Raw genomic sequence first — 25,797 nt, 5'->3', positions numbered from 1 at the left:
CTCGGAAATGCTGCTCTTTTCGCCCCACTGACGTGACTACACTCGTACATCGAAAACGAAGGTCCCGGCACTCTCCGGACCGTTCCGCGCTCGCCGACACGACCGGAATCGGCCGGGAAGACGCGAAGAGCCGGAAGGGAGAAGCGCGCGCACACGTGCCCGTCCGCGACGCCGTGCCGGGCCGCGCACCCGACGGAACCGGCTCGCGCGCCGCACAGAAGCAGCGCACACGCGGCATGCTCATGGACGCCGCGCTTCGGCTGATGAGCAGCGGCCGCAGCTACACCAGCCTCGGGCTTCGTGAGATCACGCGCGAGGCCGGCGTGGTGCCGACGTCGTTCTACCGCCACTTCGCCGATCTCGACGAGCTCGGCCTCGCACTCGTCGAGGAAACCGGCCTGACGCTGCGACGGCTTCTTCGCGATGCGCGGCGCGCCGGCGTGCCGCCGATCCGCATCATCGATCATTCGGTGCGCATCTACCGGCAGTTCGTGCGCGAGCACCGGCTGCACATCCTGTTCATGGCGAGCGAGCGCTGGGGCGGCTCGCCGCTGATCCGGCGTTCGATCCGCTACGAGACGCAGCACTTCGCCACCGAAATGGCGCAGGATCTCCGCGAGCTCAGCCTTCTTCCCAGCCTTTCGATGCGAACGCTGCAGATGGTCTGCGGCCTCGTCGTCAACACGATGCTCAACGCCGCGAGCGATTTCATCGATCTTCCTCCCGACCAGCCGCAGGTCGAGGAAGAGCTGACGCAGAACTTCGTGCTGCAGCTGCGCGTGATCTTCCTCGGGGCGACGCAGTGGAAGGACAAGGTCTGAGCACGGCGGCGAGAATCCCGCGCCGCACGCCGGTCGAAGTTCTCTTCGGTGCGGCTTCCGGAGTCGTGCACGGGATCGAAGGCGATTTCGCGATGCTCGAACGCGCGCGACCAGGTGTGCGGGTGTGGACCTGCAACCAGAGCGCGGTCGTGCTCGGGGTCAGCCGCATCGTTTCGATCGAGGTCGAGGAGCAGGAGTGCGCGCGGCGCAGCGTCGCGATCGTGCGGCGTGCGAGCGGTGGCGGAACGGTGGTGATCGGGCCGGGCACGGTGCAGTACGCGTTCGTCGTCGCGCACGACGCTGGAAAAGAGCCGCCGTCGCTCGGCAGCGTGCGGAGCACGTGCAACGCGGCCGTCGTGCGCGCGCTCGGCGAGGCGGGAGTGCGCGAAGCGGTCGACAGCGATGCATCGGGCGATCTGCGCATCGCCGATCGCAAGGTCGGCGGGCTCGCGCTGCGCCGTCATCGCGATGCGACGCTGCTGCACGGAACGCTGCTGGTCGAGCCCGACCTCGAGATGATCTCGGCCGTGCTGCGACATCCCGTTCGCGAGCCCGACTGGCGGCGCGGGCGGCCGCATCGAGAGTTTCTCGCAGCAATCGGCGGGCTCGACCGCGAAGCGTTCGCGCGCGCGCTCGAGCAGGCCCGCAGCGAGATCACCGACCTGCGATAATGCAGCGGAATTTTAAATGTACCTGTCCCCTTTTTACGGCTTGCGGGCCAGTGCCATGATTTTGGCGCCCATGCCGAAGAGGTTTCCGGTCTGCAGCACGATCTCCATCGGGATGCGCATCCACAGCGGCAGGCGGTAGCGGCCGAGATAGACGTTGCCGGTTCGCATGTCGGTTACTTCGAAGCCGGCTTTTTCGAGGAACGCGCGCAGCGTTCGCGGGAAGAAGTAGTATTCGTGCGGCGACACGTAGAGCCGCTCGAGGAAGTAGGTGTGCATCGGGCCGCCCATCTGGATCCAGCGATCGAGGATCACCGTCAGCAGGCAGTGCTGGTTCGGCACGACGACGTAAAGCGCGCCGCCGGGCTCGAGCAACTCGTACGCGCGGCGAAGCGAGCCGAGTGGATCGGTCGTGTGCTCGAGCACGTCGAGCATCGTGATCGCATCGAAGCTCGCCGCCGGCCACGGATACGTGTTGAAGTCGCCGACCTCGAGGTCGATGTCGAACTCTTCTTTCGCCTTGACCGCGCTCTCGTTGCAGATGTCGACGCCGCTCGGCTGCCAGCCGAATTCCTTGCTCGCCAGATAAAGGAAGATGCCGGTGCCAGGGCCGACGTCGAGCAGGCGGCCGGGCGTGCGGATCGAGCCGATCGACCGCAGCCCGGTGCGGAACGACTCGATGACGGGATCGTCCTGGAAGTCGCGGTGGCAGTTGCGGAAGAAGTCGGAGACTTCCGGCAGAAGTTCGCCCTCGTACGCGAGCCGCTCGATTTCGGCCTTCTGCTCGAACGTCGGCATCGGATCGACGAACACGAGACCGCAGCGGCGGCACTCGACCACGCGGCGCCAGCCCTGGTCGTGATAGGTCGCGATGTCGGCCGAGCCGCACAGATTGCAGATCGGCGAGGCTCCGGCGGACCCTGATGAGGCGGTAGATGCAGTCGTCATGGTCCGCTCACGAGCCAGGGAGCGGCCTTCTCATGAAGACGGCACGCAATCGAAGCAAATAATAAATGGGGACAGGTACATTTAATTTTCGCGTGAAAAAACGCGGCTGTTGAAATCACGACAGTTTTTTAAATGTACCTGGTCCCGTTTTCGTATTGTTGGCTGTCGTCAGGCGGGCGATATTCGCCCGGGGCAATCGGGCGCATGTCGCCTGGTCAGGGGGAAAGGAGAGCTTTCCTCGTGGCGAAGTTAACTCGTCGGCAGTTCCTCGAAGCGACCGCGGCAACGGCTGCGCTCGCAGCGCTGCGTCTTCCGAAAAACGCCGAGGCGGCAGCCAGCCGCCACGTCGCTGATGTGGTCGTCGTCGGCGCCGGTCTCGCCGGGCTTACGGCAGCGCGCCGCATCAGCGAAGCCGGTCGCTCGGTGATCGTGCTGGAAGCGCGCGATCGCGTCGGCGGCCGCGTCCTCAACCACGATCTCGCAAGCGGCGGCTACAGCGAGCTCGGCGGAATGTTCACCGGTCCCACGCAGGACCGCATCCAGGCTCTCGCTGCAGAAGTCGGCGTCGGTACGTATCCGACCTACAACACCGGCAACAACGTGTTTTATGCGAACGGACGTCGCGAAGAGTTCCCGAGCAACACGCCGCTAGGCACCGCGCCGGCCGACCCCGTTGTCGCGCCCGACATCGTCGCGTCGGTTGCGCTGCTCGACCAGCTGTCCACCGAAATTCCGGTGGACAGTCCGTGGACCGCGACCAATGCGCTCGAGTACGACCGCCAGACCCTCGACTCGTGGCTGCGTGCGCATACGAGCGGAAGCAGCGAGTACATGGCGGTGGTTTCGGCAGCGACCGAAGCGATCTTCGGCTGCGAGCCCGGCGAGCTCTCGCTGCTCTACACGCTGTTCTACCTCGCGGCATCGGGCAACGAGCAGAACGCCGGCACCTTCGAGCGCAACTTCAATACCGCCGGCGGCGCGCAGGAAAGCCGTTTCGTCGGCGGCGCGCAGCGCATTGCGCTGAACGTCGCCGACGATCTCGGTGACAGCATCCAGCTCGGGAAACCGGTCACGAAGATCGTCCAGGGCGAAGACTACGTGACGGTCTGGTCGGATCGGCGCCGCGTTCGCGCGAAGCGCGTGATCGTCGCGATCCCGCCGACGCTCGCGGGGCGCATCGAGTACGATCCGCCGCTGCCGGCGCTTCGCGACCAGCTCACGCAGCGGATGCCGCAAGGCTCGTTGATGAAGTTCGAGGCCGTCTACCCGACACCGTTCTGGCGCACGGCCGGCCTGACCGGTCAGGTCGTCAGCGAGAACGGGCCGATCAAGGTCACGTTCGATACCTCGCCGCAGGACGGCAGCCGCGGAATCCTGATGGGCTTCATCGGCGGCAGCGAAGCGCGCTACTGGGAGCGACAGCCTGCGGAGGATCTCAAAGCTGCATGCCTCGCCCAGCTCGCGATCTTCTTCGGCAGTGCAGCGTCATCGCCGATCGAAACCATCACGTTCGCATGGGCGGAGGAGACCTGGAATCGCGGATGTCCGGTGGCCGTCCTCGGCCCAGGCACGCTCGTCGATTTCGGTGAAGCCCTGCGCCAACCGGTGGACCGCATTCACTGGGCCGGAACGGAAACGTCGACGTACTGGAACGGATACATGGACGGTGCCGTCCGCTCGGGCGAGCGCGCAGCCGAAGAAGTGCTCGCAGGGCTCGACTGACGCGTAACTTAGTCGGAAACATTAATCCGGAACAGACACTGATTTCCGCTAATCCGGGACAGATACCGATTTCCGCTAATCAGTGTCTGTCCCCGATTTTTCAGCGGGCGGAGATTCCGGTCAGCGCGCGGCGGCGCCCGGCGGTGCGTGCGCGCAGCACCGCTGCGTATCCCGCCGGTGTCTCATGCACCTGATCGTCGGTAAGAGGATTGAACGTCGCGAGCTCGGGAAAGCGCGCGAAGTCACGGTCTGCCGTCCAGAGCTCCCGCACACCATGCTCGAGGCAGATTGCTGCGATTCGTGCGTCATGAATGCGCCCGCCAGTCGCTCGGGAGCTGCGAACCAGATTCAAAAGAATCGACCAGTGTCGCACGGTCTCTTCAAGCAGCACGAGACCAGGCGATTCGAGCCAGACATCAACCTGCCGAAGCGCTTCTGCAGGGGAGCTCGCCCGCGCGAACGCCCATGTGTTGGTAGCGATGGAAAGAAACTCGTGAATGCACGGCCAGGGAATCGCCCAGGCTTCAGTGTTCTCGCAAAGGTTCGCAAGACAGGAGTACGCGGCCCGGTAGTGTCTGGATTCTCCGCGATGCGCATGAACGAGGACGTTCGTATCGACCGCGATCACGACTGCCCCTCGTCGACTTCATCGTCGAAGAATCCGGGATAGGCTGCTTCGTGCAGCTTCGCCCAGCCGCCTTTCGCCTCCATCTCCGGCGTAAGACCGCCGCCGCCCTTGAAGCTCGCGTCCTTGAGCTTGAACGGCTTCGGACGGCCCTTGCGGAGCAGGATTTCCCGCAGGCCTTCCTCGATCAGCGCCCGCAAGGTGGTCTTCTCGCGTGCAGCCAGCGCCTTGGCTTTCGCCAGCAATGGCTCGGAGATCTCGATGGTCGTCTTCATATGGGAACCCATATCAAGACAAACAGCGGAGAAAAAGCGGGAACTCGCCTACTGCGCGGTCGCCGTACCCGGTGCCGCAAAGCGCAGGCCGGTGGGATCCTTGATGACGATGTCGAGAATCTCCATCGACGTGCACGGCGGCAACGCCGCGTCTCCGGTCCCGAGGATGTCCGCGAGAGCTTCCGCGCTTGTGCTGTCGAGCGAGATCTTCCCGTCATCCGGCGTCGAGAATTCGAACGTCATCGGCACGTCGATCAACGTCATGTCGCCGCCTACGGGATCGTCGATCGACGCGCGACTGAGCACGGCGAGCGTCCAGCCGGCATCCGTCGAATCGATCGGAGTATTGCCGGAAGCTTTCATGATCCCCTTGCACGAGCTCCGGACCGACGTCACGTGACACGCGCCCGCCGGCAGATTGAGCGAGGGCCCCTCCGAGCTATTGAGCTGCGAGCAATCGGAGACGACCTTGACCTTGGTCTGGACCGAACATCCGCCCTTGGCGGAAAACGAGTACGGGGTCCCAGCAGAGTGTTCCACGTACGGTATCACCGGCGAGCATGCATCCACGCCGGACACGGTCTGGTTATTGGCAAACGGCGAATCGCGGAAGGTGGCTGGGCACGGAAGGTAGGCCCGCACCATCGACGTGCGAAAGCCCCTCGCCGGCCCGGTGTCGAACGCGCATTGCGAGTGCGCGGATCCCGCCGATAAAGCGAGCGACGCAATCGAAATACCGGCGAGTGATCGCAGTCTCATTTCCCCTCCATCTGTCGATCGGCTTTTGCGGAATGACGCGTACGGTCCCGACACCGTTTGCGACAGGCCGGAACATAGCGGCCGCGCCGGAGTCAATGCCAGAGTAAAAATCGCATCGCGCGGATTTGTTCAGCCCGCCAGCGAAGCCAGGTCGGCCTGCGCCTGTTCCCAGCGCAGCATCAGCTCTTCGAGCTTCTTCTGATCCTCGGTGTACGACGACAGAAGCGTGCCGTAACGGTTCTTGTCTGCATAGACGTCGGGCTGGGAAAGCTCGGTGCTGCGGCCGCCCTGCAGCGTTTCGAGCTCGGAGATGCGCTTTTCGTATTCCTGGATGCGTTTCTCGAGGTCGCGCCGTTTCTTCTGCGATTCGCGATCGGTCGCGCGGTCGCGCGCCTTTTCTTCTTTTGACCGAGCAGCAGGCGGTTGCCGGACCGCGCGGTCGGCCGGCGCCGCTACACCAGCGCCCGCCTGCGACGGCGCGGCAACCGGCATCTCCGGTTCTTTCAATTTCGCCTGGCGCTTCTCTGCTTTGGCGGCCGCCTCGGCACCCGCGCGCTGCGCGGCCAGATGGTACATGAACTCGTCCATCGTGCCGGGGAATTCCTCGACGCAGTTGTCGTGCACGTACCAGATTCGCGTCGCGAGATGGCGCACGAAGCTGCGGTTGTGGCTGACGAAGATGAGTGTGCCGTCGTACGTACCGAGCGCATCGGCGAGCGCTTCGGACGACTCGAGGTCGAGATGGTTGGTCGGCTCGTCCATCAGCAGGAGGTTGCCGGGGTCGACCATCAGGCGCGCGAGCGCAACGCGTGCTTTCTCGCCTCCGGACAGCACCGCGATCTTCTTGTCGACGTCGTCGTCCGAGAACAGGAACGTGCCGAGGACTTTGCGGACCTGGGTCAGGTCGTCGTACGCGCTGTTCTGCCAGACTTCGTCGAAGATCGAACTCCGCAGATCGAGCTTCTCGGTGACGTGCTGCGCGTAGTAGCCGACCTTGACGTTGTGCCCGAGCCGGAAGTCGCCTTTTGCAGGCGCGATCTCGCCGGCCAGGATGCGAAGCAGCGTCGTCTTGCCGGCGCCGTTCGGGCCGATGATCGCGACCTTGTCGCCGCGGCGCACCACACCTTCGGCATGCTCGAACACCTGGACGTCGCCGTAGCGGTGTCCGAGATCGTTGAGGATCACCGTGTCGGTCCCGGCGCGCTCGCACGGCGGAAACCGAAAGCGCAGCGTCCGTTCGGTGCCGAGCAGCGTGACGTCCTCGAGCTTCTCGAGCTTCTTGACGCGGCTCTGCACCGCCGCAGCCTTGTTCGCCTGCGCGCGGAAGCGCGTGATGAACTTCTCGGTCTGCTCGCGGATCCTCTGCTGGTTGACGGCGCGACGTTCGAGGATCTCGGCTTCCTCGGCGCGCTGGCGCCGGTAATCCTCGTAGTTGCCGTTGTACTGCCGCACGCCTTCGACTTCGTACGAGACGATCCGCGAGACCTGCTCGTTCAGGAAATCGCGGTCGTGGCAGATCAGGATCATCGCGTTGCGGTAGCGCTTGAGGAAGTCCGCAAGCCAGCCGACGGTCACGACGTCGAGGTGGTTGGTGGGCTCGTCCATCAAGAGCAGGTCCGGCTTCTGGAACAGCAGGGAGGCCATGACCCCGCGCATCTTCCATCCGCCGCTGAACTCGGACAGGTCGCGGGTCGCGTCGCCCGTGCGGAATCCGAGCCCGTCGAGGATGCTGTAGGCTTCGTGCGGCGAGTAGTTGGTGTCGAAGTGCGACAGGTCGTCGTGCAGCGTCGCGAGTTTCTCGGAAAGCTCCATCTGCTCGGATTCGGTCGTGGCTTCGGCGAGCTCGTGCTCGACGACCTCGAGCGTCTGCTCGAGTCGCGCGCGGCCCGGCACACTCGACAGCACGCTGTCGATCAGCGTTTTTCCGCCCTCGACGTCGAGCTCCTGCGGCAGGTACCCGATGCGGATCGTGCCGGCGCGGCGGATCGAGCCGCGATCGGGCTCCTGCTGGCCGACGAGCACGCGCAGCAGCGACGATTTGCCGGAGCCGTTGCGACCGACGAGACCGATACGGTCTTCCTCGCCGATGCGGAGATTCAGATCGGTGAAGATCGTGCGGCCACCGAAGGCGAGCTCACTGTTTTCGATGACGACGAGCGACATGGAACCGGACTTTCTATGGAGACGAAGGTCCGCGGGCAAGTCGCGCCCAGCGCGTCGCGCGGATCCCGCCAGCGCATCGCGCGGATCCCGCCAGCGCATCGCGCGGATCCCGTCGGCGTGTCGCGCGGACTCTCCGCCCCATCTCGCGGATCACAGGAGACGACCCCGCGCGCACGATCGCGACCGGCATGCTACGCTGCCGCCGGCGTGGCCGATTTCCGTTTCAGCAGTCTGCTTTCCCGCAAGGACGCGGCCACGAACCTGCCGGAGAGCAATCGATTCGTCGGCGCTGCGAAGGATCCGCGCAGGAAGCAGCGCGTCGCGCTCGTGCTGTCGGGCGGCGGCTCGCGCGGAGCGTACGAAGCCGGCGTACTGTCGTGGCTGTTCGAGCACGTCTACCCGAAGCTCGGCGACCAGTTCGAGTTCGACATCGTAAGCGGCACGTCGGTGGGTGCGATCCATGCTGCGTATGTCGCAGCATCTTCCGGCGTCGACCCGGCCGACCGATCGAAGAACCTCGTCGAGACGTGGAAGAACATGCGTTTCGACAACGTGATGCGGCTTTCGTGGCGCGACATGGTCGGCATTCCGCTGCGCGGACTGGGTTTCGGACGGCCGAAGTCGCACGGCGGTGCGAGCGGCGACGAGTCGCGCGGCGGTCTCGTCGATATCGCGCCGCTCGAAGACCTGGTCCGCACGCGGATTCCGTGGCAGCGGCTGCGCGAGAACCTCAAGCAGGGACGCCCATCGGTGCTTTGCTGCGCCGTGACCGAGGTCAACACCGGACTGGTCCGGGTGTTCCTCGACGGACCCGGCGCCGACACCACGGCTTGGCTGTACGATCCGCACGTCGATGCGGTATGCGTCTCGATCACCGACCTGCACGTGCGCGCATCGGCCGCGATTCCGTTCCTGTTTCCCGCCGTGCTGATCGACCGCCGTTACTACGTCGACGGCGGGCTTCGCCTGAACACGCCGCTGTCGCCGGCCGTGCGGCTGCAGGCCGACAAGGTGCTCGTGATCGGGCTGAAGAAAGCCCGCACCAAGGACGACCACGTCGAGTACTTCAAGGCCGATGCGCTGACGCAGCCTGCATTCCTGCTCGGCAAGCTCCTCGACGTGATGCTGCTCGATCCGATCGAGAACGAGCTGCGCCAGCTCGAGATCATCAACTCGCTGCTGGCCGGCGGCAAGGCCACGTTCGGCAAGGATTTCGTCGAGCGCATCGAGCCGACGCTTCGCGCCGTGCGCGGAGTGGGATATCACCCGATCGACTTCTTCATGCAGCGCCCGTCGGACGACATCGGACGGATTGCGGCGGAGTGCTATCACCGCCGCGATGCCAGTGACGGCGCACGGAGCCTGGTCTCGGAGCTGATCAAGAGAACCGCAACGATGGGCGTGCCGCGAAACGAAGCCGATTTCCTGTCGTACATCTACTTCGATCGCGTCTACACCGACCGCCTCGTCGAGCTCGGGCGCGAGGATGCAAGGGCATCCTCGGACCGGATCCTCACGCTGCTCGCCGAGCCATGAACCGGATGATTTCGTTCGACCCGTCCGATCTCGAGGCAATCGCCGACCCGTATCCGGTGTTCTCGCGCATCCGCTCGGGCGGACGCGTGCAGCGGCTGGAGAGCGGCTTCTGGATGATCACGGGCCACGCGGCGGCGCTCGAAGCGCTGCATCATCCCGACTGCGGATCGAGCCCGATCGCAATGCGTTACCTCGACGGCCTGCCGCCCGGCGCGGCGCGCGACGAGATGAGCCATCGCATCAACTTCCTCGATCCGCCGGATCATCCGCGCGTGCGCGGCATCGTCTCGAAAGCGTTCACACCGAGGCGCATTGCAACGCTGCGTCCGTGGATCGAGCAGACGGCTGCGGAGCTGCTCGACGGACTCGACGGCGAACGCGAGGTCGATCTGCTCGCCCGCTTCGCGCACCAGCTTCCGTCGCTCGTCATCTCCGAGCTTCTCGGCGTGCCGCCCGAGGACCGCGACAAGCTGACGTCGTGGAGCGACGCGGTCGCTCCACTGCTCGGCGTGCGTGTTCCGGGAGAAAAGAAAGAAGCGGCGTTTGCAGCGGCCGAGGAGTTTCACGCGTATCTCGGTCATCTGCTCGACGAGCGCACCGCAAAGCCGGGCAACGATCTGCTGTCTGCGCTTCTTGCGGCAGAGGCCGAGGGCGAGAGGCTCGAGCGCGTCGAGCTGCTGTCGCTCGCTGCGACCTTGTATTCGGCAGGTCACCGCACCACGCGCGATCTGTTCACCAACGGAATGTCCGTGCTTCTGTCCGACGCGGCGCGCTACCGGGCGGTTACGAGCGGCGAATGGGCGATTGTCGACGTCGTCAGCGAGTTCCTGCGATTCGAGACACCGACGTTGTTCGTCGCGCGCATCCCGATGCGGTCCGTAACGATCGGCGGAACCGAAATCGGTGCGTTCGAGCCGATTCTGGTGTTCCTCGCGGCGGCCAACCGCGACCCTGACGTCTACGACGATCCGGATTCGTTTCGTCCCGGCCGAAGCGGCGCCGCGCCGATCTCTTTCGCGTTCGGTGCGCACTTCTGTCTGGGTGCATCGCTCGCGCGTTCGGAAGCCGAAGTGATGCTGGCCGCCGTCTCGTCGCGATGGCCGGATCTGCGGCTTCATCCCGACCACGCACTCGTCTGGCTTCAGCGCGGGCCGTTTCGCGGCCTCGACGAGCTGATCGTCACGCGCGAACCGGCAGAAGCATGAACCTCGGGCTCGACCGAAAGCGTGTGCTCGTGACGGGCAGCTACCGCGGAACCGGCCATGCGACGGCGTGCGCATTCGCCGCCGAAGGTGCGTCGGTGTTCGTGCACGGGTTCGAGCCCGGGCAGGCCGAGATGGTTGTCGCGGAGATCACGGCAAGCGGCGGCGACGCGCATGCCGTGACGGCGGATCTGATGACCGACGCGGGCGCCGACGCGTTCGCGGACCTGCTCGTCGCGGCCGGCGGCATCGACGTGCTCGTCAACAACTACGGCGTCGCAGCCGGCGGCAGCTGGGACGCGATGGCGTCGACGTCGTGGATCGAGATGTACGAGCGCAATGTCCTGTCCGGCGTCCGCATGGCGCAAAGGCTTGTCCCCGCAATGCGAGAGCAAGGCTGGGGCCGCGTGATTTTCCTCGGCACAGTGGGCGGCGTTCGCCCGCGAGCAGTCATGCCCGGGTACTACGCAGCCAAGGCCGCGCTTCCGGCGGTCGTGCTCAGCCTTGCCAAGGAGCTCGCCGGCACCGGCATTACCGTCAATTGCGTGAGCCCGGGCATCCTGCGGACGGTCGAGGTCGAAGCGCACTTCCGTTCGCGGGCCGCGCGCAAGGGCTGGGGCGAAGACTGGAGCGAGATCGAAAAACGCGCGATCGCGGAAACGATCGGCGCGGGATCGCCGGCGACCCGGCTCGGGCTCACGTCCGAGGTTGCGGCGGCCGTCGTGTTTCTTGCCAGCGAACAGGCCGCGTACATCAACGCGGTTGATCTTCGCGTGGACGGCGGCGCGGCCGACTGCGTGCGCTAGCCGGCAAACGCCAGCCGCGCGGCTGTCGCACCTCTGCCGCTTCGATGGCCAGCATCTTCAATTTTTCGTACGCTGCGGCGACGCCGGAACGGCCGCCGTCGTGGGGAGGGTGAGTCGAGAATCGATCCCGGTGATCACGGGATCACGAAAAGGAGGTCTCGCCCATGAACCGTTGTTTACGCACTGTCGCAGCGTCGCTCTTCGCATGCGCGTGCCTGGCGCCCGGACTCGTCCGCGCAGAGCCCATTCCGTACCCGATCAGGGACGGCAACTTCCTCGACAGCGACTGGCAGGTCACCGCGCTGACGCCGGATACGGAGCAATCCGCCGAGCGCGTGGAGGACGGCGGAAATCCCGGCGCGTATCGTCACATGGTTCAGCAACTGCCGGCCGGGAAGTTCGTGTCCATCCTGCACGTTCGCCTCGGCGACGAGGCGATCTACCGGCCGGCCGAGCGCGGCGCGATCGCCGGCATCACCTACTCCGAGGATCGAAAAGAGTTCGATCCGCCCGTCCCCGGTGCGGCGGTCGGCGCGCTGTTCGCGATCCAGCAGGGAGAGCACACGTTTTTCTCGGTCACCGACATGACGTTCTCGAACACCGATTGGGCCAATCGCAAGCTCGTCTGTCTCAAGCCCGAGGACTTCCTGATGTCGGATAACCAGCTTCCCGATTTCTCGGCGACGGCCGAGCCGATCCGCTTCGGCATCCTGCGAACCAACACCAACAGCGGCGGCACCCCGCTCGAGATCGAGCACGGCCTCGATAACTTCCGCGTGTCGGTATTCCCGGCGCCCAATCCGGACTGCGTGACGTGCGAAGGCTTCGAGGACGCGATGTTCTGCGGCGAAATGAACGGCGACTGCAAGATCACCGCGGCCGATGCGCTGATCATCCTGCAGATCGCCGTCGCGATACGCCCTCGGCATCCGGCAGGCGATCTCGATTTCAGCGGCAAGGTGACGTCGAGCGACGCACTCAAGGACCTGCGGGTCGCCGTCCAGATCGATGTGCAGAGCCAGGCATGCAACGGCTGACCGGCGAAGGGTGCCGCGTCAGGCCGCGTCGCTCAGCATATCCTCTGCCGTCAGCTCGGAAGCGTTGCGGCCGCCGGCATATTCGGCGAGCCCGGCCCGCTCGTAGTGCGCCCGGATACGCGGCGAGTACAGGCCGATGTATTCGAGGTTCGGGATCAGTCGCTTGAACATCAGCGACCGGAATCTCTTCATCAGCGGCAGATCGGTCATGATCCGGTCCCACTCCCGGCGCCGGAGGCGGCCGCCGAACCACTCGTCGTAGACTTCGTGCGCGAGGAAGCGGTTGCGCATCAGCAGCGCGACCTCGAATGCCCAGTCCTCGCGCTCGCGCAGCTCGGACTCGCCGAGCGTTGCGTAGTGCGACTTCAGCGCGAGCACACCGTAGTGCACGTGCCGGGCTTCGTCCTGGATCACGTAGCGCAGCATCTCTTTCATCAGCGGCTCTCGGGTCGACTGGTACATCGTGTTGAAGGCGCCGAGCGCGAGGCCTTCGATCATGATCTGCATGCCGAGGAACTTCATATCCCAGCGCGAATCGTGCATCAGGGCGTCGATGATCGTGAACAGGTTGTCGTTGATCGGATAGAGCTTGCAGAGCTTGGTGTCGATGTAGCGCAGGAACACTTCCACGTGCCGCGCCTCGTCCATCACCTGCGTGGCGCCGTAGAACTTTCCGTCGAACCAGCGCACCGATTCGGTCACCTGCGCCGACGCGTACAGCGCACCCTGCTCGCCGTGCAGGAACTGGCTCAGGATGAACGCGGTGAAATCGTGAAGGAACCGCTTCTGCTCGCGGTCGTCGAGGCGGATTCCGTGCTCGGCAAGCCCGGCCACGGGCACGAACTCCATCGGCATCAGCAGGCGCTCGGGCCGGTCGGGATCGACGTCGATCGACCAGTCGAGTTTCTCATCGGCGTTCCACTGGTTGGCGACCGCGCGGCGGTAGAGATCGTACATCTCCGGATAATCCCCGCCGTAGCCGAAATCGAAATGCGCATCGTAGCTCGCCGGCATCAGTACGCCGGTTCCCTGCTTGCCGCGCTTGAGCAGCACGCCGCGAGCGACCGACGGCAGCATGCCGGCGAGAACCGTTTTGTTTTCCACCGCACCGGCGATCGCGACCGCATCGAGCACGTCGTCGACGACGCGGCGGGCACCCTGAGGCAGAAGGTCGAGAGCGAGGTCTTTCATGATCGTTTCTCCGAAAATGGTCTGATGTTGTGAAATTCGTGATCGGGGAGGTGTCGTCAGAAGTCGGCCAGCTCGACGCGGCCGTCGGCGTACGAACAGCATGCGAGCGCGTAGCCGTCGGCTTTTTCGCGGTCGGTCAGGCAGTTCGGCTCAGCGTGGACGACGCGACCGTCGACCTTGACCTTGCAGGCTCCGCAGCCGCCCATGCGGCAGCTCCACGGAAGAGCGATCCCGGCCCTTTCTGCGGCCTCGAGAATCGTCGTACCGGCGAGTGGCGGCGACGCGACGCCGCTTTTTGCGAACAGGACGGTGCCTCTGGCGGAAGCCGCCTGCCCTTTTCCGGCCTCGGCGTACTGGAATCGCTCGAGATGAACGCGCGCGGCATCGATGCCGGCCGTGCGAAGCGCGCCGGTCACGCTCTCCATCATCGGCTCCGGTCCGCACACGTACCACGCGTCGGGTGCACGAAGGTCGATCGCGCGCGAAACGGCTTCTCCATCGAGCGCGCCGGCCAGTCCGTTCCAGACCGGAGGCAACTCGTCGAGTGCAATCCTCACCTGAAGCCTTCCGGCGAAAAGATGCGCGAGCGCGTCGAGCCGGTTGCGGAAAATGATCTCGCTCTCGCTGCGGCTTCCGTACAGCAGCGTCACGCGCGACAGCGGCTCGGTGCGAAGCACGGTCTCGGCCATGCTGATGAGCGGAGTGATTCCGACGCCGCCGGCCACCAATGCGATGTGTCGCGAGACATCCGGATCGGCGTCCACGACGAACCCGCCCGACGGCGGCAGCGCTGAGAGCACGTCACCTGCGCTCACATGGTCGTGAAGCCAGCTCGAGAGCACGCCGCCATCGACACGCTTTACGGTAATCGACGGTTTCGCGCCCGTGGCCGGCGAGCTCGAGAACGAATAGCAGCGGCGCTGCGTCTGTCCGCCAATGTCGGCAACGATCGTCACGTGCTGACCCGGGCGGTACGCAAGAGAGTGTTCGGCGAAGACGAAAGTCTTCGTGCTGGCGGTCTCGTCGATGACGCGCTCGACGGTAAGGCGGAGCAGATCCGGACGCACCGCAGAACGCGGCCATCGCGTGACGTTGTGCCGCAACGTGGGACCGGCGGCGGGCGGATGGAAAAGACTGCGCGGAAAAGAGGAGAGCTGGAGTTGCACGGAGAAACCTCGCGGGATCGACAATGTTAAGTGCGTAGTAGCACTATACACTATCTACGGTCAAGGCTTTTCGTCGTCGCGACGCGCGAAACGAAAAACACCTCCGCCCCGATCGCGCACGGTGCGCACCATTTGGTCACCCGGGAATCGCGCGGCCCACTCCCAACGACTCGAAAATGCTGGAGTTCTAGCCTTTGCGGACGGGGGCAGCGGGTGCGCCCGCGATGATCTGCTTGATGCGCCGCGAGCGAAGCACGGCCATCAGGCGCGAAATCGGCGGCTCGGACCCGTCGATCAGCTCGAGCAGCCTTCGGGCAGGCAGGCCCGAGAAACGCTCGGTGAGCTGGCGCGTCTCGCGTTCGACGAGCGAATCCATCGCTTCCACGTACGCCACGAGCAGCTCCGGTATAACTTTCGGTTCGCCGGGCCGCGTCAGTGCGGTCAGCTCCGCCCAGCACTCGAGAACCGCCGCATCGTGGGCGGTGACTGTCGCACCCGCGCCCTTTCCATGGACCGTCACGACACCGAGACGGCGGATTGCCTCGAGATCGCTGCGCGTGACCCGAGACGGAACGATGCTCGAGAGCGCGACGTCACGCACCGCACTCGCCGGCGCCGGCTCGATCGATGATCGAAGCCGCGCCAGCAGTGACTGCTGTTCCTCGGTGAAACCCTCGGCGGCTCCGTCCTGGAGCACCGCCTTGATCGCCTTCAGCGGCAGGAAATGTCTGTCCTGCAGATCCTTGATCCGCTGCAGGCGCTCGAGATGCTCCTCGCCGTACACCGCGGTGTTACGGCCGGTCTTGAGCGGCTTCGGCAGCAGACCCTGCGTCAGGTAGAAATGAATCGTCTCGCGCGGAAGGCCGGTGATGCGCGTCAGATCGCGCATCCGCAGGTGGCCTTCGGAGTCCGCGGAAGTCGCCGCGTTTCGAGAATTGCCGCGTTCCTCAGCGCGCGCATCGGCGCGTGCCGAAGGGCTGCGCGTGGCCGAGGCCTTCGATCGGCGGGTGCGCTCTTTCGCGGGCATCAGGCGGGCAACGCTACACGACTACCGCACGGCGACAAAGCTTGGCTATGGGACCGCCGGCTCGCACGCCGGCTATGCGACCGCCGGCTCGCACGCACTGACGCGCACCGGAACTCCGGTCAGCACGCCGTTTCCGACCATTCCTTCGACGATGCTCTCGTCGGTCAGGTCGTTCATCGAAGCGCCGGCGTGCGCGGCCGCGTTGCGCGCGCGGATTCCTTCACGCGTGTGGCCGAAGCCGTGCGGCATGCTGACTACGCCGGGCATCATCTCGTCGGTGACGGCAAGCGGCAGCGACACTCGGCCAACGCGGCTCTCGACCGCGACGAGGCGGCCGTGCTTGAGGCCGAGCCGGTCGGCATCGATCGGGCTCATCAGCAGCGTGCAGCGCTCGGGCCCTTTGATCAGCGTCGGACAGTTGTGCATCCACGAATTGTTCGAACGCAGCTGGCGGCGGCCGATCATCAGGAAACCGTTGGTGGCCTGCGGGGCCGGCGCAACTTTTCCGGCATCGAGCGCACCGGCGAGGCGCGCGATCTCTTCGGTAATTTCCGGATGCGCGAGATGAAGCCTCATGTCGCTGTGGCGGACGGCGCGGTCGATGCCGCCTTCCTTCAGCGAGCCGAGATCGATTCCTGCCGGCACCGCTTTCACGTCGTCGATCGTCAGCCCGTACGGTCCGCTTGCGAGCAGCAAGGAGATGAACTGCTCGGGCGTCGTCGAGTACAGCGCATCGGTCGTGTTCTCGACCGGCTGGCCGCCGGCTGCGACTGCGTCTTCGCTGCGCAGCCGCGTGAGCTCGGCACACAGGCGCCCGCAGATCTCGAGCTCGTCCATGCTGTCTTCGGCGCGATCGAAGACCGGGCTGCAGTACTTGACCGTGTCGCGCACGGCGAGCTTGTGGAAGACGAGGCTGAAGTGGTCGTTCTCGAGCGCATGTCGCGGCGGAAGGATCACGTTGGCAAAGCGCGTCGTCTCGTTGAGCGCGGGATCGATGCTGACCATGAACTCGAGATGTTCGAGCGAACGCTCGAGCCGCGCGCCGTTCGGACTGGACAGCGCAGGATTGCCCGCGAGCGTGAGCAGCCCGCGAATCTGTCCTTCGCCGGGCGTGTCCATCTCCTCGGACAGGCACGCGACCGGCAACTCGCCGCCGAATTCGGGTAGTCCGCGTACGCGCGAGCGCCACCGTTTCCACGTTCCTTTGGAGGAGTAGGTCGCGGCCGGATTGGTGAACATCATGCCGCCGGGACGATCGAGGTTGCCGGTGACGATGTTGAGGACCGTTCCGAGCCAGCTCGCGAGCGTTCCGTACTCCTGCACGCAGACGCCGATGCGCGTGTAGCATGCCGCCGCGGGAGCCGATGCGAACTCGCGGGCGAGACGTCGAAGCGTGTCCGCATCGATTCCGGTGGCCTCGGCGACGCGCTCGGGCGGAAACATCCGTGCGGCCTTCTCGACGTCCTCGAGCCCGTCAACGCGGCCTTCGGCAGCTCCGAGACGGGCGAGATTTTCCTCGATCACCACCGAAATCATCGCGAGCAGGAACAGAGCGTCGCTTCCCGGGCGAAGGAACACGTGCTCGGTTGCCGCTTCGGCCGTCTCGCTGCGGCGCGGATCGAGCACGACCACTTTGCCGCCGCGCTCGCGAATCGCGCGCAGCCGCTTCTTCATGCCCGGCGCCGTCATCAGGCTGCCGTTGGAGACCAGAGGGTTCGCGCCGAGAATCATCAGGTAGCCGGTGCGCTCGAGATCGGGAATCGGGATCGAAAGCTGCGCGCCGAAAACGAGATGCGCGGCCAGCATCTGCGGGTACTGGTCGACGGTCGACGCGCTGTAGCGGTTCTTCGTGTCGAGGAGCCGCAGCAGCGGCGGCAGCGCGAGCATTGCCGTGAGGTTGTGTGCGCTCGGATTGCCGACGTAGCTCGCGAACGCATCGTTGCCGTGGCGCTTCTGCACGCCGTGGATGCCGCGTGCGGCGGTCGTGATCGCCTCGTCCCACGAAGTCTCGCGCCACGAGCTGCCGTCTCGGATCATCGGCCGCCGGATGCGGTCGGGATCCTCGTATGCATCCTTGAGCGCGTTGCCCTTCGGACACATGTAGCCGAGCGAAAGCGGATCGTCGTCGTCGCCGCGGATCGACAGGATCTGGCGGCCTTCGGTTTCGATGATCAGTCCGCAGTGGGCTTCGCAGAGATTGCAGGTGCGATGATGTCGGGTCATGCGCCGATCCTTCCACGGAAGACCCTGCCGGAAAAGGGGAACCTCAAGTCTTCTGCCCCTCTTCTGGCTTGCGGACCCCGTGCCCTTTGGGTTTATTGAGCCGCGTGACGAGCAAATGCGGAAAGGATCGACGGGCGAGCCGGCAGCTGGCACGCCGCCCGAGGAAGGAAACGGTGACCGGGTGACCAAGGAGACGACGCAGGGGATATCGATCGAGGTCGAATCCTACTTCGTTCCCGAGCAGTCGGACGCGGTCCTCGACCGCTACGTGTTCGCGTACCGCATCCGGATCGCGAACGAATCGAACGTGACGGTCCAGCTTACCCGGCGGCACTGGTTCATCGCCGAAGGCGACGGGTCGGTGCGCGAGGTCGAAGGCGAAGGCGTCGTCGGCGAGCAGCCGATCATGGCGCCGGGCGAGACCCACGAATACATGAGCGGCGCGATCCTGCAGGGTCCGGTCGGAAGCATGCACGGCACCTATGAGATGCGCCGCGAAGACGGCACCGGCTTCCAGGCCGTGATCCCGAAGTTCACGCTCCAGATGCCGCGCACCCTCCACTGAAATAATCGGGGACAGACACTGGTTTCCCGTAATCGGGGACAGACACTGATTTCCCGAAATCAGTGTCTGTCCCCGATTTCCCGAAATCGGTGTCTGTCCCCGATTTTTATCGCAGCGTGACGAGCTCTTCGGCGGTGGTGGGGTGGATTCCGACGGTGGCGTCGAAGTCGCGCTTGGTTGCTCCCATCTTCACGGCGACCGCGAATCCCTGGATGATTTCGGGCGCATCCTTGCCGATCAGGTGACATCCGAGAACGCGATCGTCGTCCTTGCGCACGACGAGCTTGACGGTCGTAAACGACGCGCGGCCGGACAGGTTGTGCAGCATCGGCCGAAAGCGCGCGCGGTAGATCGTCACGGCTTCGTCGCCGTAGACGAGACGCGCTTCTTCCTCGCCCATGCCGACGGTACCGATCGGCGGATCGGTGAAAACCGCGCTCGGAATCTTCTCGTAGCTCATCGCGACGGTCTTGCCGCCGTAGACGCGGTCCGCCCAGAGCCGGCCGGCATGGATCGCGACCGGAGTCAGCGGGCTGCGGCCGGTCACGTCGCCGATCGCAACGATGCTCGGCACGGCAGTCGAACCGTCTTCCGCGCAAACCACGTTGGCTTCCTCGTCGAGCCCGACGCCGACCGCTTCGAGGCCGAGGCCTTCGGTGTTCGCGCGCCGGCCGGTCGCGTAAAGCATGCATCGCTCGACACCGAGCAGGCATTCGCCGTCCGGTCCGGTCAGCTCGAGCGCGAATCCGGTTTCGACCTTCCGGATCCGGCGGACGACGGTCTTCTCATGAACCTGCATTCCGGAGGCGCGCATCGCCGAGTCGAGCTCGCGCCGAAGATCGCAGTCGAAGCCGCGAAGCGGAAGGTCCCCGCGGTAGATCAAGTGCACCTGCGTGCCCATGTTCTGAAGCACGCCGGCCAGCTCGCACGCGATGTAGCCCGCGCCGATGACGGCGACCTCGCGCGGCTGCTGCTTGAGCTCGAAGAATCCGTCGCTCGTGATCACGTGCTCGATCCCTTCGATCTCGGGTACGACCGGGCGCGACCCGGTCGCCACCAGGATCGTCTTCGCGGAGATCGTGCGGCCGTCGAGGTCGACCGTGTTCGGACCGGTGATGCGGCCGCGGCCGCGCAGAAGCTCGACGCCGGCTTCGCGCAGAAGCCGCTCGTGGGTCGCTTCGAGGCTCGCGACGTTCGCGTCGCGACGTGCGACCAGCTCGGCCCAGTCGACGCTGACGCCCTCGGAGCTCCAGCCGTAGCCGCGCGCGTCTTCGAACGCGTGGGCAAATTCCGCCGCGTAAACCATGAACTTTTTCGGCACGCAGCCGCGGATCACGCAGGTGCCGCCGACGCGGTCGTTCTCGATGATGGCGACGCGCGCACCGTACGAGGCGGCGCGCTTGGATGTGGCCAGGCCACCGCTGCCGGCACCGAGGACGAGGAGGTCATAGGCGAAATCGGTCATTGGCCGGACCTACTCAATGCCGGACGGAGGCTCAACAGGCGTGGCCAGGCGAGGCCGGATGCCATCTCGAGAGTCATGGTGCCGGCAAAGCCGGAAGGACCCGTGGCCAGAGGTGAGAGCAGGTACGAACAGAGAGGAGGAAGTTTTCACCTGGCTCGGCAGGGCGGGAGCCAGGTGCGAAAAAGCTTTTCAGTTCCGGCGTCTTGGCCGTTGCCAAGACGCCTTCCGGGTGGGGCCCTGCCGGGCCCCACCCGTTAAGGCGCCCGGTTGCGCCGAAGGAGGCAAGAGGCGCGAAGGCAAGATTGCCGTCGACGGAACCCGCAGCCAACAGCCATTTCAAAGTTTCTCGGAGACTCCTGCGAAAGCCCGGAATTCTCGGGCCTTCGCTCCTGCGCGGAGGCCTCGGAAACGGCCCCGGGCGCAGGCGGGCTTTGCATGGCTTCCTGCAAGGTCTTGAGTTCAAAGGGGAATCGAAGAGGGCCCGCGAACTCCATGAAAGCCTCGGGCAACCTTGGGGGTGGCGTGCGGAAACCAAGTAAATTCCAGCATTTACGGCCGCATTTCGGATTCGCGGCCGGTCGAGGGCCGGATGCGGCACGCCCCGGCCCGGCCGCGACGCGGCGTTGCCTTTGTGCCGGTGGCGGGCGACTAAGGACGATGCAGGCGATGAACGATCCGCGCGTCGAAGCCGCGGTCGAGCAATACTTCCGCGCACTGAGCACGCGCAACAAGAGCGAGTGGATGGCGCTGTTCGACAAGAGCGCAGTTCTTCACGAACCCGTCGGCACCACGCCGGCCGAAGGTCGCGAAGGTCTCGAACAGGTCTGGCAGATTTTCACCGGCCCTTTCGCGACGCTCACGCTCGCAAGCGATGAGGTTTTCTATTCGGGTTCCGGTGCGGCGGCGCGATGGTCGGCGAAAGCGAGCTCGGCCGACGGACATACGACGGAATTCTCCGGCATCACGGTGTTCGAGATCGACGCGGACGGCCTCATCCAGACCGTGATGTCGTACTGGGATCCTGCCGCGGTCCTGATCCGCCTCGCAGGCGTCGACGAAGATGACGGCGATGAAATCTACCTCGATGACGATGAGGACGATTCGCCGAAGCTTCACTGACCGGCGAAGTCGCCCGTTACCCGAGAGCTTACGGCCGATACTTCATGCGACGCGCACTCTCGCGCGCTGTCCGTAGGCTTCGCAGAGATCGTTGAATCCGCACCAGTCGCACAGCGTGCCCGGCGACGGCGGGAACACGCTCGCCTCGGCCGCAACCCGGATCCGCGCCGCCAGACGCCGCTCGGCTTCGGGCGTCTCGTCGCGCCGGATGCGCCGTGTCTGCGTGCTGCCGTTGCGCAGGTACTCGAGCATCAGCACGAGCTCGTCGACGGCGGTTTCGGCGAACATCGCGATCGCATACGCCTCGAGCTGGTCGCCGTCTTTTCCGCCGAAGCGGATCGGCGGCCGTCCGCCGGTCTTGTAGTCGATGATGTGGATGGTGCCCGAGCGATCGCGCGCCAGGCGGTCGATGTATCCCTGGAACTGGCCGCCCGAAGCCATCTCGAGCAGGAAATGACGCTCGAGGCCGATGGTTTCGAGCGCATCGGCGGCAAAGCGCGTGCGGTGGAAATCGGCCACCATCTCCGCACCGGAGCGGCGGTACTGCTCGATGTTGCCGCCCTGCTTGATCACCTTGAGCGCGCCGCGGATCTGCGCGCGCGCGCTGTCGAAACATGCGCTGTAGAACTGGACTGCCTGTTCGACTCGAGGAGTCCGGCCGGCGTCGCGCTCGCGGAACATCCATTCCACGGCAGCGTGCACCTGCTGGCCCATGAACGCCTCGATCGACTGGAACGCTTCGCGAACGCCGTCGACGTAGCGATAACGATAGCGCCGCGGACATTGCTCGAACGTCGTCACGCGCGAAAAGCTGAACGTCTCGAGGTCGGCCATCGCCGGAGCATGGGCCGGTTCGTCCGGCCGCTGCAATGCAAACGTGTGCATGGATTCGGCGACGCTCCGGATGTGCTTCGAACCGATCGCGGACTGCGGAACGGCCAGCGTGGTCAGCTGCGGTCGCGGGCTGCGACGAAGCGGTACGCCACGCACGCCGTCATTGCCGGCCGGCCGGCGATTTTTTCGGCGGCGTCCAGGTTGCCTGCACCGACTTCGACGAGCGCGGACTTGAGCTCGCCGGATTCGGCAACAGGTCTGCCCACGGCGATTGCCGGTGCGAGCAGCGGTTCGCCGAAAATCGCCGACAGCGACAGCGTTGCGCTGCCGAGCATGCGCTCGTCGATCGACGGAAGGCATGCGAGCGCGGCGCAGGTATCGGCCATCGCTGCGAGAGCTCCCCAGTCGACCGCACCAGTCGGTCCCGAGTTGATGTCACGGCGCATCGCGAGCACGGCGGAATTCGAATCGTAGCTGTGCACGATCATGCCCATCGCCTGGGAGAACGGAGAGATGAGCGGCCGCGAGCGTTCGGCAGCGTCGCCAAAGCCGGCAATTTCCTCGGGGAACGGCGTTTCCTCGCCCATCGACGGCGCGGTGGCGGCCGCCGGCGGGCGCGTGGTTCGTAGGACCACGAGCGCGGTCGCCACGGCATTTGCGTCCTTGCCGGCAACGTCGATGCGAACGTGCGCGATCTCGCGCCCGCGCGAAACCACCGCCGCCGAAGCCCGCAGCAGCTCCGCGCGCGCCGGAGCCAGATAGCTGATGCTCAGCGAAACCGGCGAGGCCGCCGGAATGGCCTGCGGTCCGTCGAGATCACCGGCCGGCCCGCGATCGCTCGCGACGGCGGCGACCAGCGCCGACCAGATCGACAGCGACGCAGCGACGCCGCCGTGGATGAAGCCCTGCGCGTTGGCGAGCACGCCCGCATACGGCACCGAGCCGTTCGCTGCGGCATCCGAAATCCCGCCCGCGCGAAATCCGAGCCGCGCAGCATACGGAGCGGCTTCGATCGCCGCCGCCAGCCGCTTCGCCGCTTCGATCACGCCGGTTCCAGAATCGGCAATGCGACACGGCCGGTAATGATCGCGGCGCCTTCTGTGATCTCCGCGACGACGGCCGCCAGTGCCATTCGAGCCTGGCGAGCTTGCTGCTTTGGGTTCACGGGTAAGTGCAGCCGCTTTTAGAATGGATCGTCACTCGCGGCGACGGTCGCGATGCGATCCGGCCATGTTACGCAGGGATCCGTAACCGAGGATCAGGATCGTCGCCGAACATTCGCTGGTCCTTCGCCGCTCAGCGCGGCGGACGTCCGCGGGTCGCGCGAAGCGATCACCGCACGCCGCGCCGACAGTCAAAAACAAATGACATCCACAGCGACGTGAACCGGCCGCCGGCAAAGTTTCGCACCGTTCCTCTTGCTGAGGCCATGCCAAGCGGCAACATTCGGGACCGTGAACGATTCCGGAGGGAACGGCCGCGGCGGCATGATGCCGCTCGACGAGGTTCGCCGACTCCTTGCCAGCCCGTACTGCGACGAGTCTCTCCTGGAGGCGCTGCGGTCGGATCCGCGCGCGGCCGTCGCCGTTCTGCTTGCCGCCGCCGACCGCCGGTTCCAGCGCATGGAAGACGATCGCGAGCGGCACGAAGAAATGATGGCGATCGAGCGCGAGCTGCAGCAGGGCGGACACTCGCTGATCGCAGGCGTCGACGAAGCCGGAGTCGGCCCGCTCGCCGGACCGCTGGTTGCCGCAGCCGTCATTCTCGGCGACGCGGCGGCGATCCGCGGCATCGACGATTCGAAACGTCTCGACAGTGCGACGCGGACGAAGCTTGCCATCGAAATCCGTGATCGCGCTGTCTGCGTGTCGATCGGCATTGCCGACGTCCGCGAGATCGACGAGCTCAACGTCTACCACGCCGGGCTGCTGGCGATGCGTCGCGCGGTCGAAGGCCTGACGCGGCGTCCGGACCACGTGCTGGTCGATGCGCGCCGCATTCCCGACATCGGCATCGAGCAGAGCTCGTACATCCGCGGCGACTCGCGATGTCTTTCGATCGCTGCGGCGTCGATCATCGCGAAGACCTACCGTGACGCGCTGATGGACGACCTCGACGTCGATCACCCCGGGTACGGTTTCTCCCGCCACAAGGGCTACGGCACTCCCGAGCATCAGGCCGCGCTGCGGCGGCTCGGACCGAGCGTCGTGCACCGGGTTTCGTACGAGTTCGTTCGCGAGCTGGTCGCCGGCGGCCGCCAGCTCGACGACTGATTCGCCCCCGTTTCACTCGACAGCCCGATCCCGGAGCTCGCAGGCTTTACCGCTCGCGGACCGCGGCGTAGGTTGCCGGCCTCTGGAGAACGAGCATGAGTGAAACCGCAGACAAAGGTCTCGTACTGGTCACCGGCGCGTCGGGTTACATCGGCGGACACGTCGCGCGCGAGTTTCTCGAACATGGCTACCGCGTGCGCGGCACCGTACGCAGCCTCGCAAATCCGAAAAAGGTCGCGCACCTGCGCGAGCTTGCCAGTCGCTTCGACGGGCGGCTCGAGCTCGTCGAAGCCGATCTCGAGCGCGATGCCGGGTGGAAGGAGGCCGTGGCCGGATGCACGTACGTCGAGCACGTCGCGTCGCCGTTTCCGGCTGCCGCGCCCGCCGACGAGAACGAGCTGATCCGGCCGGCCGTCGACGGCACGCTGCGCGTGCTTCGAGCCGCAGCGGAATCCGGGACGGTCCGCCGCGTGGTTGTCACGTCGTCGGTTGCGGCCGTTGCGTACGGCCACGGCGACATCGGTGATCGCGTGCTCAGCGAGGAAGACTGGTCGAATGCCGAGCGCTGCGAGGCCTACCAGAAGAGCAAGACGCTCGCGGAGAAGGCGGCGTGGGACTACGTCGCCTCGCTTCCGGAGGGAAAGCGGTTCGAGCTGGCCGTGGTCAATCCGGGCTTCGTCGCCGGGCCGCTGCTCGGGCCCGAGATCGGTACGTCCGGAGAAGTCGTCGGGCGGCTGATGCGGCGCGAGCTGCCGGCCTGCCCGGAAATCGGCTGGGCCGTGGTCGACGTTCGCGACGTTGCCATCGCGCACCGGCTGGCAACCGAGAATCCGGCCGCCGCGGGGCACCGGTTCATCGCGGCCGGCGATCACATGTGGATGCAGCAGATCGGCCGGCTGCTGGCGGCCGAGTTCTCGCCGCGAGGCTATCGCCCGCCGACCGGCAAGCTGCCGTATCCGCTGCTGTGGCTTGCAGCACGCTTCGACAAGAGCATCCGCCTGGTGCTGCAGTACGTAGGAAAGCGAGAGAAAGTCTCGCACGACAAGGCCTCGAGCATGCTCGGCTGGAAGCCTCGCGAGGCGCGCGAGACGTTCGTCGACATGGCCAACAGCATGATCGACAAGGGCCTGATCCCCGCACCGAAGTAACGGGCGACGTCGAAGCCTGCACGGCCAGACTTTCCCGAGCGTGCACGCGCGGCTTTTCGGAACGTGCACGGGTGGCTTTTCGGAACGTGCACGGATGCACGATCCTTGCGACGAAATTCCAGCGAATAACGGCGAATCGCGACCGCTGCTCCGCCAAAGCCAGTTGCAGCACTGTTGTAAACCGGGGCATAACTCGGTGGTCGTCCGTCCGCCGATCGGCGGAT

Annotated in this window: 23 protein-coding genes; 11 read left to right on the top strand and 12 right to left on the bottom strand. The window is 65.6% G+C overall.

Translation table 11 applies throughout. The features are described from left to right. Window positions 1-155: 155 nt before the first annotated feature. Window positions 156-821, top strand: a complete 666-nt coding sequence (fabR, locus tag VN634_05060) for an HTH-type transcriptional repressor FabR (protein HXC50233.1) — start codon at window positions 156-158, stop codon at window positions 819-821. Continuing rightward, window positions 803-1,492, top strand: a complete 690-nt coding sequence (locus VN634_05055) for a hypothetical protein (GenBank protein ID HXC50232.1) — start codon at window positions 803-805, stop codon at window positions 1,490-1,492. Before fabR ends, VN634_05055 begins: the two co-directional genes overlap by 19 nt. 33 nt (window positions 1,493-1,525) lie before the next feature. On the opposite strand, the gene VN634_05050 is transcribed toward VN634_05055, so the two are convergent. Continuing rightward, entirely contained in the window at window positions 1,526-2,437 is a 912-nt protein-coding gene (locus VN634_05050; GenBank protein HXC50231.1) for a class I SAM-dependent methyltransferase, read from the bottom strand. 240 nt (window positions 2,438-2,677) lie between these two features. Here VN634_05050 and VN634_05045 point away from each other — a divergent pair, with 240 nt between their 5' ends. Further along, window positions 2,678-4,159 (top strand): flavin monoamine oxidase family protein, encoded by a 1,482-nt coding sequence (locus VN634_05045; GenBank protein HXC50230.1) that lies wholly within the window; start codon window positions 2,678-2,680, stop codon window positions 4,157-4,159. Between the two features lie 100 nt (window positions 4,160-4,259). Here the strand turns inward: VN634_05045 and VN634_05040 are convergent, their stop codons facing one another. From VN634_05040 to VN634_05025, 4 genes are all read right to left on the bottom strand, one after another. Beyond that, window positions 4,260-4,787: a TA system VapC family ribonuclease toxin gene (locus VN634_05040; GenBank protein HXC50229.1), complete on the bottom strand. Its 528-nt coding sequence runs from the start codon at window positions 4,785-4,787 to the stop codon at window positions 4,260-4,262. Then, on the bottom strand, window positions 4,784-5,059 hold the full coding sequence (locus tag VN634_05035) for a type II toxin-antitoxin system VapB family antitoxin (protein ID HXC50228.1): 276 nt from the start codon (window positions 5,057-5,059) through the stop codon (window positions 4,784-4,786). The genes VN634_05040 and VN634_05035 overlap by 4 nt, the downstream gene beginning before the upstream one ends. A 48-nt stretch (window positions 5,060-5,107) precedes the next feature. Further along, a complete protein-coding gene (locus tag VN634_05030) occupies window positions 5,108-5,818 on the bottom strand; it encodes a hypothetical protein (protein ID HXC50227.1) in 711 nt (236 codons plus the stop codon). A 129-nt stretch (window positions 5,819-5,947) separates the two neighbouring features. Continuing rightward, complete coding sequence (locus tag VN634_05025; protein HXC50226.1) at window positions 5,948-7,981, bottom strand: ABC-F family ATP-binding cassette domain-containing protein; 2,034 nt, start codon at window positions 7,979-7,981, stop codon at window positions 5,948-5,950. 207 nt (window positions 7,982-8,188) lie between these two features. Between VN634_05025 and VN634_05020 the strand changes: the two genes are divergently transcribed. The 4 genes from VN634_05020 to VN634_05005 all read left to right on the top strand — a co-directional run bounded on the left by VN634_05020 (window position 8,189) and on the right by VN634_05005 (window position 12,562). Next, complete coding sequence (locus tag VN634_05020) at window positions 8,189-9,517, top strand: patatin-like phospholipase family protein (GenBank protein HXC50225.1); 1,329 nt, start codon at window positions 8,189-8,191, stop codon at window positions 9,515-9,517. 5 nt (window positions 9,518-9,522) lie between these two features. Beyond that, window positions 9,523-10,722: a cytochrome P450 gene (locus VN634_05015; protein HXC50224.1), complete on the top strand. Its 1,200-nt coding sequence runs from the start codon at window positions 9,523-9,525 to the stop codon at window positions 10,720-10,722. Further along, window positions 10,719-11,525 (top strand): SDR family oxidoreductase, encoded by an 807-nt coding sequence (locus VN634_05010; protein HXC50223.1) that lies wholly within the window; start codon window positions 10,719-10,721, stop codon window positions 11,523-11,525. Before VN634_05015 ends, VN634_05010 begins: the two co-directional genes overlap by 4 nt. Before the next feature lie 164 nt (window positions 11,526-11,689). Then, window positions 11,690-12,562, top strand: coding sequence for a hypothetical protein (locus VN634_05005; protein ID HXC50222.1), 873 nt, complete (start codon window positions 11,690-11,692; stop codon window positions 12,560-12,562). Window positions 12,563-12,580: 18 nt separating this feature from the next. On the opposite strand, the gene VN634_05000 is transcribed toward VN634_05005, so the two are convergent. From VN634_05000 to VN634_04985, 4 genes are all read right to left on the bottom strand, one after another. Then, window positions 12,581-13,753 carry a ferritin-like domain-containing protein gene (locus VN634_05000; GenBank protein HXC50221.1) on the bottom strand — a complete coding sequence of 391 codons (1,173 nt, stop codon included), beginning with the start codon at window positions 13,751-13,753 and terminating at the stop codon, window positions 12,581-12,583. 56 nt (window positions 13,754-13,809) lie between these two features. Next, window positions 13,810-14,820 (bottom strand): ferredoxin--NADP reductase, encoded by a 1,011-nt coding sequence (locus tag VN634_04995; GenBank protein ID HXC50220.1) that lies wholly within the window; start codon window positions 14,818-14,820, stop codon window positions 13,810-13,812. Window positions 14,821-15,106: 286 nt separating this feature from the next. Beyond that, window positions 15,107-15,808 (bottom strand): MerR family transcriptional regulator, encoded by a 702-nt coding sequence (locus VN634_04990; GenBank protein ID HXC50219.1) that lies wholly within the window; start codon window positions 15,806-15,808, stop codon window positions 15,107-15,109. A gap of 210 nt (window positions 15,809-16,018) precedes the next feature. Continuing rightward, complete coding sequence (locus tag VN634_04985; protein HXC50218.1) at window positions 16,019-18,169, bottom strand: molybdopterin-dependent oxidoreductase; 2,151 nt, start codon at window positions 18,167-18,169, stop codon at window positions 16,019-16,021. A gap of 115 nt (window positions 18,170-18,284) precedes the next feature. Between VN634_04985 and apaG the strand changes: the two genes are divergently transcribed. After that, window positions 18,285-18,734, top strand: a complete 450-nt coding sequence (apaG, locus tag VN634_04980) for a Co2+/Mg2+ efflux protein ApaG (GenBank protein HXC50217.1) — start codon at window positions 18,285-18,287, stop codon at window positions 18,732-18,734. 106 nt (window positions 18,735-18,840) lie between these two features. Here the strand turns inward: apaG and gorA are convergent, their stop codons facing one another. After that, a complete protein-coding gene (gene gorA, locus VN634_04975; GenBank protein HXC50216.1) occupies window positions 18,841-20,199 on the bottom strand; it encodes a glutathione-disulfide reductase in 1,359 nt (452 codons plus the stop codon). A 666-nt stretch (window positions 20,200-20,865) separates the two neighbouring features. Between gorA and VN634_04970 the strand changes: the two genes are divergently transcribed. Beyond that, entirely contained in the window at window positions 20,866-21,318 is a 453-nt protein-coding gene (locus VN634_04970) for a nuclear transport factor 2 family protein (protein ID HXC50215.1), read from the top strand. A 42-nt stretch (window positions 21,319-21,360) separates the two neighbouring features. Here VN634_04970 and VN634_04965 read toward each other — a convergent pair whose 3' ends face one another. Continuing rightward, entirely contained in the window at window positions 21,361-22,308 is a 948-nt protein-coding gene (locus tag VN634_04965; GenBank protein ID HXC50214.1) for a PD-(D/E)XK nuclease family protein, read from the bottom strand. Then, window positions 22,266-23,198, bottom strand: coding sequence for an acyl-CoA thioesterase domain-containing protein (locus tag VN634_04960; protein HXC50213.1), 933 nt, complete (start codon window positions 23,196-23,198; stop codon window positions 22,266-22,268). Before VN634_04960 ends, VN634_04965 begins: the two co-directional genes overlap by 43 nt. 408 nt (window positions 23,199-23,606) lie before the next feature. On the opposite strand from VN634_04960, the gene VN634_04955 reads away from it, so the two are divergent. Both VN634_04955 and VN634_04950 read left to right on the top strand, forming a co-directional pair. After that, window positions 23,607-24,425 (top strand): ribonuclease HII, encoded by an 819-nt coding sequence (locus tag VN634_04955; GenBank protein HXC50212.1) that lies wholly within the window; start codon window positions 23,607-23,609, stop codon window positions 24,423-24,425. A gap of 95 nt (window positions 24,426-24,520) precedes the next feature. Further along, a complete protein-coding gene (locus VN634_04950; protein HXC50211.1) occupies window positions 24,521-25,573 on the top strand; it encodes an NAD-dependent epimerase/dehydratase family protein in 1,053 nt (350 codons plus the stop codon). Window positions 25,574-25,797: the final 224 nt, after the last annotated feature.

This window comes from Candidatus Limnocylindrales bacterium, from assembly GCA_035571835.1.
Lineage (GTDB): Bacteria > Desulfobacterota > Binatia > UBA1149 > CAITLU01 > DATNBU01.
Note: the sequence above shows the minus strand (reverse complement) of the source record. Positions and strands in the feature narration are given on the sequence as shown.